Raw genomic sequence first — 14,369 nt, 5'->3', positions numbered from 1 at the left:
ACAAACTGATCTAAAGTTATTTATATAAAAAAACAATTTTATTCTTTACCGATTGGTTGTAGAAGCGTCTTCCATTAAAATCCATATAAGGCTTATTAATAATAGTAGAAACTATACAATCAAGTTTTTCGGGTGTGACATACAGCTTATTTGACACATTAGCTACGTTAACATAGATGGGGTTTATTGGCCTGCTAAAACAGTCTTTAAACAAAGGGTATTGCCAGTCATCTATCCCCAGGTTAATGCCTATATTACTGTAGTTTGAGTTTTTAATAGATTGATATACTGCATTATATTCCTTGTATGATTCGGGTTTGTTTACAAAGTACTGCTGGTAACGAGGTTGGTTTATAATATTGGTATAAGGCCTGAGACTGTTATGAAGCACAACCAACAACGCATACACCAAAAATAGGGGGACTATACCATTAAATAATTTCTTAAATAACCTGAATTTGTTCAGAGCAGAACAAATTAACGGTATCGAGAGCAGGAAAAACGGAATATGAAGTCTTGAATGCCAGGGCTGCCATTTTAAATATAAGCAGAACAACGAAACCTGGAGCATAATTATCGCCATTAACCATATAACATATTGGTTCATCTTTTTTCCCTTACTGAAAACCCCTTGAATCACTAACATCATAAAGGCGGCAAACGAAAAAATAAAATGAAGCATATTAGGTGCAGTATCCTCGTTGGTAACCGGGCTTTTTGTGCTGAATTTATTATTACGATAATTAACGGCAGGATCATTGATATCAATACCTACTATACGATGGAATTTATAAATAACACTATCTGATACTTGTGCAACGTCACCAACATACATCAGGCATAAATGTAAACCCGCATTTTTTATGCAGTTTGATAAAAAGAACCCGGCGTTCATTTTTTGGTTCGAATACTCTTTTGATTCCTGTTTATCAAGGCCTAATATATTGCCCCACAACTTATAATTGCGGCTATAATGCCCTGCATTTACCGACAAAAAGCACATTACAGCAACAAGCGAAAACCACAAGTAATTGTATTTAAATGTTTTACTAAAATTTATTACAACGGTAATAATTGCGAAGAGAATAATCGGGGTAAGGTATAAATAACCGGTGCCTTTAGTAAAAACACTTAAGCCGATTAAAAAACCAAAAAAAATAAAATGTTTGAATTTACAGGTTTTTGCAGCCTCTATGGCAAAATACAAAGCTGATATTACGAATAGCGATATCACAACATCATTTTGGGTACTTGAAGCCTGCAAAATAACTTCAGGAACAGTGCAGGTTAACAATATTCCGGCTATTTTATATTCGCGCCCAAGGCCAAGTTTTTCAATGATTAGTACTATAGCTAACACCACAAATAAAAAATAAAAAAACTGCACAGCATTTGAAAGATAATCTCCCCCCGATAGCAAATTGATATGCATTATTACATATTCGGCAAAGGGGGGCTGATAAAGCTGGCGTGTAATATCAGTTGCATAATGATCTACCGATTGATGACTTACCCAACTGGTGATCCTTGCGAGGTGATAAGTCATGGAATCCCAATTATTTGGAGGATATATTATGCCCTGGATAAAAATCAATATCAGTATAAGCGCAATCCCAGCCATTAACGTAAGTTGAAGTTTAGTTAATGTTTTTAGTTTTTTACCTGTGTCAAGCTTTATATTATTGATGAAACTAAACAACCTGTTTTTATTCAAATACAAATAAACTGCATTGATAACACCAAACAAGCCCCATGAAATTAATATGCCTAAAAAGTTTAACCGGTGCAGGCTACTTAACAATTCGGTAATGAATACTATTAACACAGAAAACAATATTATACTGGTCAGTAGGATCTCTTTTCTGCTATTGCCTGGTTTATAATAAATACCCAGGCTAAAAAATATCAATATAAAACCGGCAAAAAGGAGTAATACAGGCATAGCATTGTAATTAACTACCGGGTTGTACCCGGCTTATTATTCTGCAACAATAATAGGTTTTTAAATTAACGAATGCCTTTGAAAAATATAACCTTTGAAAACTGCTCGGTGCCAATTAAAATGCTTTTAACTTAACTACCTGGCAAATCATCAATTATTATCCTTCTGCTTATCAGCAGCTTCCTTAGCTGCTTTTTCCTTTTGCTTTTGGGCTTCTTTCGCTGCTTTTTCCTTATCCTCTTTAATCTTCTCCTGGGCTTTTTTAATGCTGTCCTGCCTTTGTTGTTCACGCTTCTTCTTCTTGTTAAAGAAACCTCTTAACAAAAAGTTATGCTGGGCCGCGGTAAGGTCCTCATTAAGCGTATTGGTTGTAGTATGGACTGTTTTGATAGTAGTACGGGCCTGTTTAACAGTGCCTTCCAGGTCGCGCGCCATTTTGTCGCTGTTCAACAGGCGGCCAATACTGCCCTGCCCATTATTAATCTTGGCGACTATGCCGGTTAAATTTTCGGTTAATGATTCGGCGTTATCGGCCACGCGGGTAAGTTTATTAATGATCTTGTCTACGTCGACCGGGTTTATCGAACTTAAACGGCCGCCATCTTCAATCTCCTCGTGGCTAACAATACCGCCGGGTGCAATTACCACCAGCTTATCCCCCATCAAACCATCACTGCCTATGCTCAGCTTCGAATCTTTTTTTATAAACTTTTTAACGCTTTTATTCAGTGTAAGGTCCACCCGTACCGAGCTATCGGTCACGATATTAATAGATTGTACCACTCCCACATTAATACCCGCGAAGCGTACATTATTACCTACCTGCAGGCCGCTCACATTTTTAAACCGTCCATAAACATGAAAGGTAGAATTGAACAGGCTTTTTTGGTTACCTATTAAAAAAATAGCTACCAACAGCACTGCCAATCCTAAAAAGGTGAACAGGCCTATTTTTATTTTTTGAGATGATGTGGTTTTCATGCTGATACGTTAAAAAATGATCTGACCATTTCGTTGTCTGATTTTTCGAGCTCTTTGTACGAGCCCTCGGCTATATATTTACCATCATCCATTACCAGGATCCGGTCGGCCGTAATGCGGGCACATTCCATGTCGTGGGTAATGATGACAGATGATATTTCATACTTCCGTTGCAGCCGGTTAATCAGTTCACTGATCTCGCGGGATGTTATGGGATCAAGCCCGGTAGTGGGCTCGTCATACAACATAATTTCGGGGTTAACGATCAGTGTACGGGCCAGTCCTACCCTTTTCCGCATCCCGCCCGACAGATCTGACGGCATTTTATCTATGGCATCGAGCAAACCAACTGCATCCAGTACACCTTCAACCTTTTTATTAATTTCTTTCTGGTCTTTGAGCTTCAATACCCTGGTAAGCGGAAACTCCAGGTTATCCCTTACCGTCATGGAATCATACAAGGCACCGCCCTGAAAAAGGAAGCCTATCTTTATCCTAAGCTGTTTAAGCTCATCATCGTCCATCGTGGTAATATCTTCACCAAATACTTCCAGGCTGCCGCCATCGGGCTGTAACATACCTACAACGCACTGAATAGTAACCGATTTTCCCTGCCCTGATTTCCCCAGTACAACGATATTTTCACCCTTTTTTAAGTCAAAACTGATATCCTTAAGCACCTGCTTTTTACCAAAGGATTTTTTGATCCCCTTAGCGCGGATCACCACTTCTTTTTTTTGAGCTGATAGTTCCTTTTCGTCTTCAGTATGTTGGTTTGTTTCTTTCATCTCATTTATAAAATAACAAACTGGTGATCTGAACGGCTATCGCATCAATAATAAAAATCCACAACGAGGCAGTTACCACGGCCGAGTTTGCAGCTATGCCTACACTTTCAGTGCCTTTATCAGAGTGATAACCTTTATAACATCCCACAAAACCAACCGCAAACCCAAAAAGCACCGTTTTGGCAACTGCAGGCAGCAGATCCGAAAAATCGAGCGAGGCTATACATTTATTGAAATAGAGGGAAAAACTAATGCTATCGGTGAAGTTGAGCGCCAGGAAACCACCAAAAAGCCCAATAGCATCGCCTATAACGGTTAATAGCGGAATCATAAAGCTGGTTGCCAGTATGCGCGTTACTACCAGGTATTGGACGGGGTTTGCACCTGATACTTCCATAGCATCAATCTGTTCGGTAACTTTCATACTGCCCAGCTCGGCGCCAATACTCGATGCTATTTTGCCGGCACAGATAATAGCCGTAATAACAGGCCCAATTTCGCGCACAAGGGCTACCGAAAGGGTTTTAGGCAACATGCTTTCGGCGCCGAGATCTACCAGCGACGGTCTGAGCTGCAAAATAAGCACCAGGCCCATAATAAAGGAGGTAATGCCCACCAGCATCATAGACCGGTAGCCTATTTCATAGCATTGCCTTACAAACTCCGACCATTCAAAGCCGCCGGTAAATATATTGCGGAAAAAACGTGAGAAGAACACCACATAGTCGCCTATGCCTTCCAGCCATTTTCTCCATCCGCTTAGTTCCTGCTGTGCTTCCATCAGTGAATCTTAAATAATTGTAAACAACAACAAAGCAATGCTCAATTGTTTTTGAACTTTCAATAATATTCACTTTATGGATTCAGGCTAAATACTGATTATGACATCGGTACATCAATGATCAGGAAACGGGAGGGCTCTTCGGTTATAATTGTAAGTGAACTTGTATCATAAACGCCCAGCGCATCTTTTTTGTTTAAAACCTGGCTGTTTATTTTAGCCGCTCCATCCAACACAAAAATGTAAGCGCCATTGCCTTTTGTTTTAATATCATAATTTATTGTTTGCCCTGCCTCAAACTCACCCAGCGAAAATGTGGCATCCTGGTTTATCCAAAGGGTGTTTTCGCTTTTTTCCGGCGAGATCAGCGTAGTGAGCTCATTCAATTTAAAACGGTCTTTAAAACTCATCTGATCGTAACGGGGCTGGATATTTCTTGCTTTAGGAAAAAGCCAGATCTGCAGGGTATTTGCTTCCTCTGTATGCGAGGCATTATACTCTGAGTGGTATACACCGGTACCTGCCGACATTACCTGTACCTCACCCGCATTAACTACCCCGGCATTGCCCATACTATCTTTATGTTGTAACCCTCCTTTTAAAGGAATGGTGATAATTTCCATATTATCATGCGGATGGCTTCCAAAACCGCGGCCCGCAGCAATAATATCATCATTCAAAACGCGCAGCGCTCCGAAATTCATTTTTTCGGGATTATAATATGATGCAAAGCTGAATGAGAAGTTTGCTTTTAACCAGCCTATATCGTTATGTCCCCGTTCTGATTCGGGATAAAATATTGTTTTCATGTTACTATTTAATTATATGTTTAAACACACAATGTTTATTCCACAATTTAATTATGCGTATTTTTGCGAAAAATCAATAAGTAATGGCAAAAAAAGCTGTTATTGCAGGCTCAAGCGGACTTATTGGCAGTCATCTCCTGCAAATTTTATTGGAACAAGCCTATTATGATGAAGTGTTGATCCTGGTAAGAAAAAAATTACCCCTTCAACATCATAAATTAAAGCAGCTTGTTATTGACTTTGAACAGCCCGAGACATACAAAAACGAGCTGAATGGGTACGCTTTGTTCTGCTGTTTAGGATCAACTAAAAAGAAAACGCCTGATTTAGCTGTCTATCGTAAGATAGATCATGATTATCCGTTATTACTGGCACAATTGGCTAAGCAAAATGGGCTTGAACAATATCATTTGGTATCCTCCATTGGAGCCGATATAAATGGTATTAACTTCTATACCAAAACTAAAGGGGAAACTGAAGCTGATATCACAGCTACGGGTATCCCCGCTATTCATATTTACAGGCCATCTTTTCTAGCCGGCGACAGGCAGGAAAGCCGACCAATGGAAAAGTTTTTAAACGGCTTAATGAAAGTTATAAATCCATTGCTTTTTGGAAGCTGGAAAAAATACCAAAGCATTGATGCCTCAACCGTTGCTATGGCCATGTATCTACAATCAACAAAACAAACGACTGGTGTATTTATATACGAGTCGGATAAAATAAAACAACTATCGTGAGTACTTATCTTTCTGCCGAGAACCTTGGCCATCAATTTCATGACAACTGGTTATTTAAAAATGTAACCATAGGTATTAACCGTGGCCGTAAGGTTGCGCTTGTAGGCGTTAATGGTGCCGGCAAATCTACCCTTCTAAAAATATTGGGAGGTACCATAAAACCTACCGAAGGCAAAGTAGTGCAAGCCCGCGACCTTAATATGGGTTACCTGGAGCAGGACCCAAACTTTAAAAACGCGGTTACCATCAGCGATTATATATTTCATGCTGATGATGTGCAGCAGCAGCTCATCCGCAGGTATGAGGAGTTGATGGAGAACGACCCTGAAAATACCAAAGCCATTGAAAAGGTAATGGAAGAGATGAGCGAGGTTGATGCCTGGGAGTATGAGTACAAAATCAAAACTATTTTAGGCCGGTTAGATATCCACCACCTCAATCAGCATATCACTACCCTATCGGGCGGGCAAAAGAAACGTTTAGCTTTAGCCAAGCTGCTTATTGAAGACCCGGAAGTTTATATACTGGATGAGCCTACCAACCACCTGGATATTGATACGATAGAATGGCTGGAGAAATTACTGACTGAAGGCAATAAAACCATATTGATGGTTACGCACGACAGGTACTTTCTGGATAACGTATGTAACGAGATCTTAGAGATCGATCGTGGCAAGATCCAGCCTTACAATGGCAGCTACGGTTATTATCTTGAAAAGAAAGCCGAGCGTGAAGCAGCAGATGAAGCGGCATTTCAGAAAAACTCCAACCTGTTAAGGAAAGAGTTGGAATGGATGCGCCGCCAGCCGCAGGCACGTGGTACTAAATCAAAAGCCCGCATCGATGCGTATTATGACCTGGAAGAAAAGACCAAGAATGGTGGTATCCGTGATAAAGTTGAATTAAGTGTTAAAACATCGCGCCAGGGTAATAAGATCATGGAAATGGAGCACCTGTACAAATCATTCAACGGTAACACATATATCGATAATTTCAGTTATATCTTTAAAAAAGGCGATAGGATTGGCTTAGCCGGTAAAAACGGTAGCGGTAAATCGACCTTATTAAATATCATCACAGGCGCTTTACAACCTGATCAGGGAACTGTAGTTAAAGGAGAAACCACGGTAATAGGCTATTTCCACCAGGCAGGGATTACTTTTAAGGAAGATGAGCGTGTAATTGATATTGTAAAAAACGTAGCAGAATTTATTACCATGGCCGACGGTAAAACTATTTCGGCTTCTGCTTTGCTTACCTTGTTTCTCTTCCCTCCTGCCAAACAGTATGGTTTTATATCCAAACTAAGCGGTGGTGAAAAGAAACGCTTGCAGCTAATGAGCATCCTGATGAAGAACCCGAACTTTCTGATACTGGATGAGCCCACCAATGATTTGGATATCGACACTTTAAATGTATTGGAAGAGTTTTTAACCAACTACGGAGGTGTATTGATGATGGTATCGCACGACAGGTATTTGCTGGATAAGCTTACCGACCAGCTTTTCATCATGGAAGAAAAAGGTCACGTGCGCATCTTTAATGGAAACTACTCATCGTACAGGCTTGAACTGGAAGAAGCCAAACAACAAGCTAAAAAACCTGCTGCTGTAGTGCAAACACAAGCACCTGCAGCTAAAAAGAGCAAGTTAAGCTATAAAGAAGCCAAAGAATTAGAAAACATTGAAGATGAGATCAACGCCATTGAGGCAAGTATAAAAGATAAAAACGAACAACTGAACGCTTCGGGCATCGACCCTAAAAAGCTTGATGATTTATTAAAGCAAATAGAGGTTTTAAACAAGCAACTGGACGATAAAAGCGCCCGTTGGATGGAATTAACCGAGCTAAACGAAGGATAATGAAGGCATCGGATATTATAGCATCAATAGGAGTAATTATACTTTTAATAGCATTTCTGTTAAATTTAACTAAGAAACTACCTACCGAAAGCAAGCTTTACAGCCTTTTAAACCTTATTGGCGCAGGCACCTGTTGCTATGCATCATATATGGTAAATTTCTACCCTTTTGTGGTGTTAGAGGGCGTTTGGGGGTTTGTAGCTTTAATATCATTATTCAGGGTTCCACGTGGAACATCTGTTTAATTGAGGTAATTTTGCAGTTAAGTCTGAAATTCTAAACAGTAAGTTGAAAGTACCAACGAGAAAATCAACGTAAATAAAATTAAAGTTCCACGTGGAACAAACTTGAATTGAAGTACCATTAAGTCAACATAAGACTTAAAACCTGCAACTCAAGACTTACCAAAAGTGGAACAAGGAGGATAAAATGTTTAAGAAATATAATGTAATAGTGGTAGGTGCCGGGCACGCAGGCTGTGAAGCTGCTGCTGCCGCTGCTAATTTGGGTTCATCAGTTTTGCTGATCACCATGAATATGGGTACCATTGCACAGATGAGTTGTAACCCTGCCATGGGTGGTGTTGCTAAGGGACAAATAGTGCGGGAGATAGATGCTTTGGGTGGATATTCGGGCATTATAACGGATAAAACATCTATCCAGTTCAGGATGCTTAATCAATCAAAAGGCCCCGCAATGTGGAGCCCGCGTGCTCAAAGCGACCGTATGCGCTTTGCCGAAGAGTGGCGTTTATCATTAGAACGCACCCCTAACGTTGATTTTTGGCAAGACACAGTTACCTCTCTGCTGGTAAAAAATAATACCGTAGCAGGTGTTCGTACCTCTATCGGTATCGAAATTGAAGCGGATGCCGTTGTATTAACTAACGGAACCTTCCTGAATGGTGTGATCCATATTGGCGAAAAAAGATTTGGCGGAGGCCGTACAGGTGAAAAAGCAGCTACAGGTTTAACCGAGCAATTGGTTGAATTAGGCTTTGAAGCAGGTAGAATGAAGACCGGTACCCCACCCCGTGTTGACGGTCGCAGTTTAAACTATAGCTTGATGGAAGAGCAATGGGGCGATCCCGTAAGAGGCAAATTTTCCTTTACCGACGTACCATTTATAGAAGAACAACGCTGCTGCTGGATTACCTATACCAATACCAATGTACACGAAACCTTGAAAGAAGGCTTTGAAAGATCACCCATGTTTACAGGTCGAATCAAAGGTTTAGGTCCACGCTATTGCCCTTCAATTGAAGATAAAATTAACAGGTTTGCTGAGCGCGATCGCCACCAGATTTTTGTTGAACCGGAAGGTTTAAATACTGTTGAGATCTACGTAAATGGTTTCTCCACCTCCTTACCTGAGGATGTACAATACAAAGCACTCACCAAGATTCCGGGTTTTGAGAACGCTAAAATGTTCAGGCCGGGTTATGCTATTGAGTACGATTTCTTCCCTCCTACACAATTAGGTTTAACCTTAGAAACTAAACAGATCAGCAACCTGTACTTCGCCGGCCAAATCAATGGCACTACCGGTTACGAAGAAGCAGCGTCTCAAGGTTTCATTGCAGGGATCAATGCGCACCAAAAAATTAACGATAAACATGAATTGATCCTGAAAAGAGCAGAGTCATATATAGGTGTTTTGATAGATGACCTGGTAACTAAAGGTACTGAAGAGCCTTACCGCATGTTCACTTCAAGGGCTGAACATAGACTTTTATTACGCCAGGATAATGCAGATATCAGGCTCTCTCCTATGGGTCATGAACTGGGATTGATTAGTGATGAGCGTTTGGAAAAAGTAAATCAAAAGATAAAAAACTCTGATGATATTGTGGCTTATACCAAAAGCAAGTCCATCGATCCATCAACAGTTAACACCCTGATGGAAGAGTTGGGTACGAGTCCGCTTGCGCAAAGCACCAAACTATTCAATTTGTTGAGCCGCCCGCAGGTAACCTTTAATGACCTTAAAAAAGCCGACGCTCCTTTGGCCGAGTTACTTTCGGCCTACGATAAAGAAACTATTGAGCAGGCTGAAATAAAAATCAAATATGAGAGTTATTTCATCAAGGAGATGGAGATAGTTGACCGGATGAAAAAAATGGAAGACCGCGAGATCAATCCAAATTTTGATTATCACACGTTGGTATCGCTCTCCAAAGAGGCACGCGAAAAATTGATGAGGATAAAACCACGCACTTTGGGCCAGGCTTCCCGAATATCGGGCGTTTCACCCTCCGATATTTCAGTTTTGATGGTTCATGTATCGAGATAAAACGTAAATAACTGATAATTAATTAATTATAAAAAGTCCTTTAAAATCAATTATTTTTAATTTTTAATAGTACTTCTCATAAAAACATAAAAATCGCTTATATCGCCTAAAAACTATGTTAAACACAAAAACGGCTATTTTTTACAAAAATTCAATACTGATTTTTATTGTTTTATTCATTTTTGGATGCGCAGCCCAACAACCACCGCAAGGAGGGCCGCGCGACCAAACCCCGCCAAAATTGGTGAAGGCAATTCCCGGAAATAAAACCCGGAATTTTGCCGCCAAACAAATCGACCTGGAATTTGACGAATTCATCAAACTTACTAACGCTTACCAGGAGATCAGCATGAGCCCGGCCATGGAGAAGCCACCCGAGTATTCATCAAACAAAAGAAAACTAAAAATTGAGTTTAAAGACAGCCTTCAAAAAAATACCACCTACGTTATCAATTTTGGAAAGTCGATACAAGATGTTAATGAAAGTAACATCCTGAAAAATTTCACTTATGTTTTTTCTACCGGCAGCCATATCGATTCATTAAGCATCAGCGGTACGGTAACCAATACCCTCACCCAGGAAAAAGAGAAAGATGTACTGGTATTTATTTTCCCGGTGAAGCAGGACACACTCTTCGGAAAAAAGAAGCCGTCTATTTTTGCCCTCACCGATTCGTCAGGAAATTTCGCTTTGAATAATTTAAGGGAAGATGACTATCGCATCTATGCCCTAAAAGAAGCAAGCCCCGATAAAATTTTTAACCGCGATGAAGAGTTGATCGCCTTCCTGAAAAAACCTATCCATCTCAGGGCCGATACTTCGAACGTCCAATTAAACTTATTCAAGCAAGATCCTGAAAAATTCAGGGTATCCGAAAAACGCTTTGATACTGATGGTAAGTTATTACTGGTATTTAATAAAGGGCTGACACAGCCTGCGATCAAAGTAATTTATCCTGCCAATGTGGATGATAGAAAACAGGTATCGTTTTCACGTACAAAAGATACAGCATCTGTTTATTTGCGTAATATGAACTTTGACTCCCTGCGTGTGGCCATTTTTGACAAGGGCAAACCTATAGATACCATCTATCAGCTTAAACGTAAAAATGAAAGCTTTACACGTGTTGTAACAACAAGCTATAACATGGGTAATGACGGTAAATTAAAACCCGGCGGCAATTTGGTGATCACGGCAAGCATCCCCATCGAAAACTTCGACCAATCGCAAATTACCTTAAACGAAGATTCTGTAGCTACAAGCGATTACACCATCCAAAAAGATACAGGCAACTATAAATTGCTCAATTTAAAATATCGATGGCGGGAAAGCAGTAAATATGAGTTGGTATTGAATGAAGGCGCATTGACGGATATTTATGGCGATAAAAACAAACGCCTGTCCAAAAAATTCCAGATCAATAAACTGGATAATTATAGCCAGCTTACAGTAAAGCTAACTGTACCTGATACCTCCAAGGCCTATGTGGTTGAGTTATTAAGTGAAGACAAAAAATTAATTCAAAGCGACCCTATAACCAAAAACACTTCATTGGTATATAAAGGGATTCTGGCCGCTAAATACTATGTGAGGATTATTTACGACGAAAATAAAAACGGCAAATGGGATAGCGGGAACGTACGGTTGAAGCGACAACCCGAAAATATCTGGCTAAATGAAAAGCTCATCACCCTGAGGCCAAACTGGGAAGCGGAGGAGTCGGTTACTATTCCGAAGGAAAAGGTTACTCCTTAAACCAGCCCGAATACATGATATAATTTTGAGACAACTGCTTCAACATAGCCCTTTGCTCATCAGTAAGGGGCTTTATTTTTTTTGCAGGGATGCCGGCATATAAATAGCCTGATTCGCATATCGTATTTTCCAATACAACAGCACCTGCAGCAATGATCACAAACTCATTTACAACCGCGTGATCCATCACAATTGCACCCATGCCTACCAATGTATGGTCGTGTAAAGTACAGCCGTGTACAAGCGCATTATGCCCTATAGAAACGCTGTTACCTATGTTAGTTGGCGCTTTTAAATAAGTAGCATGGATCACTGCACCATCCTGAATATTGGTATTATTTCCAATTTTAATGTAATGTACGTCCCCACGGATCACGGCATTAAACCATACCGAACAATTATCACCCATTACCACATCCCCTACTATAGTACAGTTTTCGGCAATAAAACAATCCTTACCCCAAACCGGGCTTTTATCTCTTACAGGCAGAACTAATGGCATAAATTAATTATTAAATTATAATTTAAAAATCCGAAATCTAAATTCCGAAATCCAAAATTTTAGTTATGTTTGGATATATTATAAGCGAAAATAGCTCAGTCGGTAGAGCGTCAGTTTCCCAAACTGAAGGCCGCGGGTTCGAATCCCGTTTTTCGCTCTTCTTCCAAAACCATTTTAAAACCGTCATTGCGAGGTACGAAGCAATCGCGAACTATGCAAGACTGAGCTGCAAATTGGTGATTGCTTCGTACCTCGCAATGACGATTCATCTGATAATTTTATACTAAAACACCGTATCCTGCACCTGCTCAGCATGCTCAGGATAATCAGTAGTATAATGTAATCCCCTGCTTTCTTTACGTAACATAGCCGATTTTACGACAATAAACGATACCTGAATCAGGTTACGCAGCTCGCAAAGTTTAACCGATAGCTTAGTTTTCTTATAGAAATCTTCAGTTTCCTCGTATAATAATTTTAACCTCCGCAGAGCTCTGTCCAACCTGAAATCGGAACGAACGATACCTACGTAGTCATTCATCAGCTTCTGCATTTCGCGTACGTTGTGGGTAACCAGGATATCTTCGTTTGACAGCTGCACGCCCTTCTCATCCCAATCCGGGATATTATCGGGGATTACATTATTTTCAAAATTCTTAATTGCGTCTTCGTAGATCCTGTGAGCAAAAACCAACGCCTCCAATAACGAATTTGAAGCCAAACGATTAGCGCCATGCAGGCCTGTTGATGAACATTCGCCGCAGGCATACAACCTTAATATAGACGACTGCCCAACATGATCAACCATTATACCGCCGCACATATAATGACAAGCCGGCGCAACGGGAATCATATCTTTGGTCATATCGATACCAATCTCCAGGCATTTAGCATAAATATTAGGAAAATGGTTCAGGATATCTTTTTTACTGCGATGCCTTACATCTAAATAAACAAAGTCTTCGCCCGATTTTTTTATCTCAGCATCAATAGCCCTTGCCGTTATATCACGTGGAGCCAATGATTTACGCTCATCGTATTCGTGCATAAACTCTTCACCGTTAGTACGCTTCAACACGCCGCCAAAACCGCGTACAGCTTCTGATATGAGGAAAGAAGGATACTCGCCGGGATTATACAAAGCTGTTGGATGGAATTGCATGAACTCCATATTACGTACCTTACCTTTAGCACGATAAACCATAGCAATACCATCACCAGTAGCGATTGTTGGATTTGTGGTAACCGCATAAATATGCCCGGCACCACCAGCAGCCATTACCGTAACTTTAGATAAGATCTTCTCTACAATCTTAGTTTCGGTATTAAACGCATAAATCCCGAAACAGGTAATATCAGTACTTGATTTACCTACCAGCTCGCCCAAATGGTGCTGCGTAATTAAATCAACCGCAAAATAATGTGTAAGTATCTCAATATTAGGGTTTTTATGAATTTCCTCTAAAAGTGAACGCTCTATCTCCCAGCCAGTTACATCTTTGTAATGTAACACACGAAACTCGGAGTGCCCCCCCTCTTTAGCCAGGTCATAAACACCCTCGTTTGTCTTATCGAAATTAGTTCCGTAATCAATAATTTCATTGATGCGCTCGGGCCCTTCTTTAACAACTGCTTCAACAACTTCGCGGTCGCAGAGCCCATCGCCACTTATTAAGGTATCCTGGATATGCTTTTCAAAAGAATCTTCTTTTTTATCCACAACCACCGCAACGCCCCCCTGGGCATATTTGGTGTTGGATTCGTCTTCGTTAGATTTTGTAACTATCAGTACCTTACCATGCTTCGCGGCTTTGAGCGCAAAACTTAATCCGGCTATCCCTGAACCCACTACAAGGAAATCAACATTTCGGGTCATATTTTAGATGAATGTGTGTAAAAGTAGTACTAATGTTAAT

12 protein-coding genes and 1 tRNA gene are annotated in these 14,369 nt (G+C 40.3%); 6 read left to right on the top strand and 7 right to left on the bottom strand.

All coding sequences use genetic code 11. From position 1 onward, the window contains the following. Nucleotides 1-16 precede the first annotated feature (16 nt). The 5 genes from BLP33_RS20885 to BLP33_RS20865 all read right to left on the bottom strand — a co-directional run bounded on the left by BLP33_RS20885 (nt 17) and on the right by BLP33_RS20865 (nt 5,301). The gene (locus BLP33_RS20885; protein WP_090532756.1) at nt 17-1,942 is read right to left on the bottom strand and encodes a glycosyltransferase family 39 protein; all 1,926 of its coding nucleotides are present in this window, start codon (nt 1,940-1,942) and stop codon (nt 17-19) included. A gap of 150 nt (nt 1,943-2,092) precedes the next feature. After that, nucleotides 2,093-2,923, bottom strand: coding sequence for an MlaD family protein (locus BLP33_RS20880; RefSeq protein WP_090532754.1), 831 nt, complete (start codon nt 2,921-2,923; stop codon nt 2,093-2,095). After that, the gene (locus tag BLP33_RS20875; RefSeq protein ID WP_090532752.1) at nt 2,920-3,711 is read right to left on the bottom strand and encodes an ABC transporter ATP-binding protein; all 792 of its coding nucleotides are present in this window, start codon (nt 3,709-3,711) and stop codon (nt 2,920-2,922) included. The genes BLP33_RS20880 and BLP33_RS20875 overlap by 4 nt, the downstream gene beginning before the upstream one ends. Nucleotide 3,712: 1 nt before the next feature. After that, nucleotides 3,713-4,492 (bottom strand): MlaE family ABC transporter permease, encoded by a 780-nt coding sequence (locus BLP33_RS20870; protein WP_090532750.1) that lies wholly within the window; start codon nt 4,490-4,492, stop codon nt 3,713-3,715. Between the two features lie 98 nt (nt 4,493-4,590). Continuing rightward, complete coding sequence (locus tag BLP33_RS20865; protein ID WP_090532748.1) at nt 4,591-5,301, bottom strand: pirin family protein; 711 nt, start codon at nt 5,299-5,301, stop codon at nt 4,591-4,593. An 83-nt stretch (nt 5,302-5,384) separates the two neighbouring features. Between BLP33_RS20865 and BLP33_RS20860 the strand changes: the two genes are divergently transcribed. The 5 genes from BLP33_RS20860 to BLP33_RS20840 all read left to right on the top strand — a co-directional run bounded on the left by BLP33_RS20860 (nt 5,385) and on the right by BLP33_RS20840 (nt 11,951). Continuing rightward, nucleotides 5,385-6,041: an NAD(P)H-binding protein gene (locus tag BLP33_RS20860; protein WP_090532746.1), complete on the top strand. Its 657-nt coding sequence runs from the start codon at nt 5,385-5,387 to the stop codon at nt 6,039-6,041. Then, entirely contained in the window at nt 6,038-7,903 is a 1,866-nt protein-coding gene (locus BLP33_RS20855; RefSeq protein ID WP_090532744.1) for an ABC-F family ATP-binding cassette domain-containing protein, read from the top strand. The genes BLP33_RS20860 and BLP33_RS20855 overlap by 4 nt, the downstream gene beginning before the upstream one ends. After that, nucleotides 7,903-8,148 carry a CBU_0592 family membrane protein gene (locus BLP33_RS20850; protein WP_208102383.1) on the top strand — a complete coding sequence of 82 codons (246 nt, stop codon included), beginning with the start codon at nt 7,903-7,905 and terminating at the stop codon, nt 8,146-8,148. Before BLP33_RS20855 ends, BLP33_RS20850 begins: the two co-directional genes overlap by 1 nt. Before the next feature lie 184 nt (nt 8,149-8,332). Further along, on the top strand, nt 8,333-10,195 hold the full coding sequence (gene mnmG, locus BLP33_RS20845; RefSeq protein WP_090532742.1) for a tRNA uridine-5-carboxymethylaminomethyl(34) synthesis enzyme MnmG: 1,863 nt from the start codon (nt 8,333-8,335) through the stop codon (nt 10,193-10,195). A gap of 115 nt (nt 10,196-10,310) precedes the next feature. Beyond that, nucleotides 10,311-11,951 (top strand): Ig-like domain-containing domain, encoded by a 1,641-nt coding sequence (locus BLP33_RS20840; protein WP_090532740.1) that lies wholly within the window; start codon nt 10,311-10,313, stop codon nt 11,949-11,951. On the opposite strand, the gene BLP33_RS20835 is transcribed toward BLP33_RS20840, so the two are convergent. Then, nucleotides 11,941-12,453, bottom strand: coding sequence for a gamma carbonic anhydrase family protein (locus tag BLP33_RS20835; protein WP_090532738.1), 513 nt, complete (start codon nt 12,451-12,453; stop codon nt 11,941-11,943). The genes BLP33_RS20840 and BLP33_RS20835 overlap by 11 nt on opposite strands. Nucleotides 12,454-12,537: 84 nt before the next feature. On the opposite strand from BLP33_RS20835, the gene BLP33_RS20830 reads away from it, so the two are divergent. Next, nucleotides 12,538-12,610, top strand: a tRNA-Gly gene (locus tag BLP33_RS20830). 126 nt (nt 12,611-12,736) lie between these two features. Here BLP33_RS20830 and nadB read toward each other — a convergent pair. Then, nucleotides 12,737-14,329 (bottom strand): L-aspartate oxidase, encoded by a 1,593-nt coding sequence (gene nadB, locus BLP33_RS20825; RefSeq protein WP_090532736.1) that lies wholly within the window; start codon nt 14,327-14,329, stop codon nt 12,737-12,739. Between the last annotated feature and the right edge of the window lie 40 nt (nt 14,330-14,369).

The sequence above is a fragment of the Mucilaginibacter sp. NFR10 genome (genome assembly GCF_900100445.1).
GTDB lineage: Bacteria > Bacteroidota > Bacteroidia > Sphingobacteriales > Sphingobacteriaceae > Mucilaginibacter > Mucilaginibacter rubeus.
The sequence above is the reverse complement of the archived record's forward strand: the minus strand, read 5'-3'. Positions and strand labels throughout refer to the sequence as shown.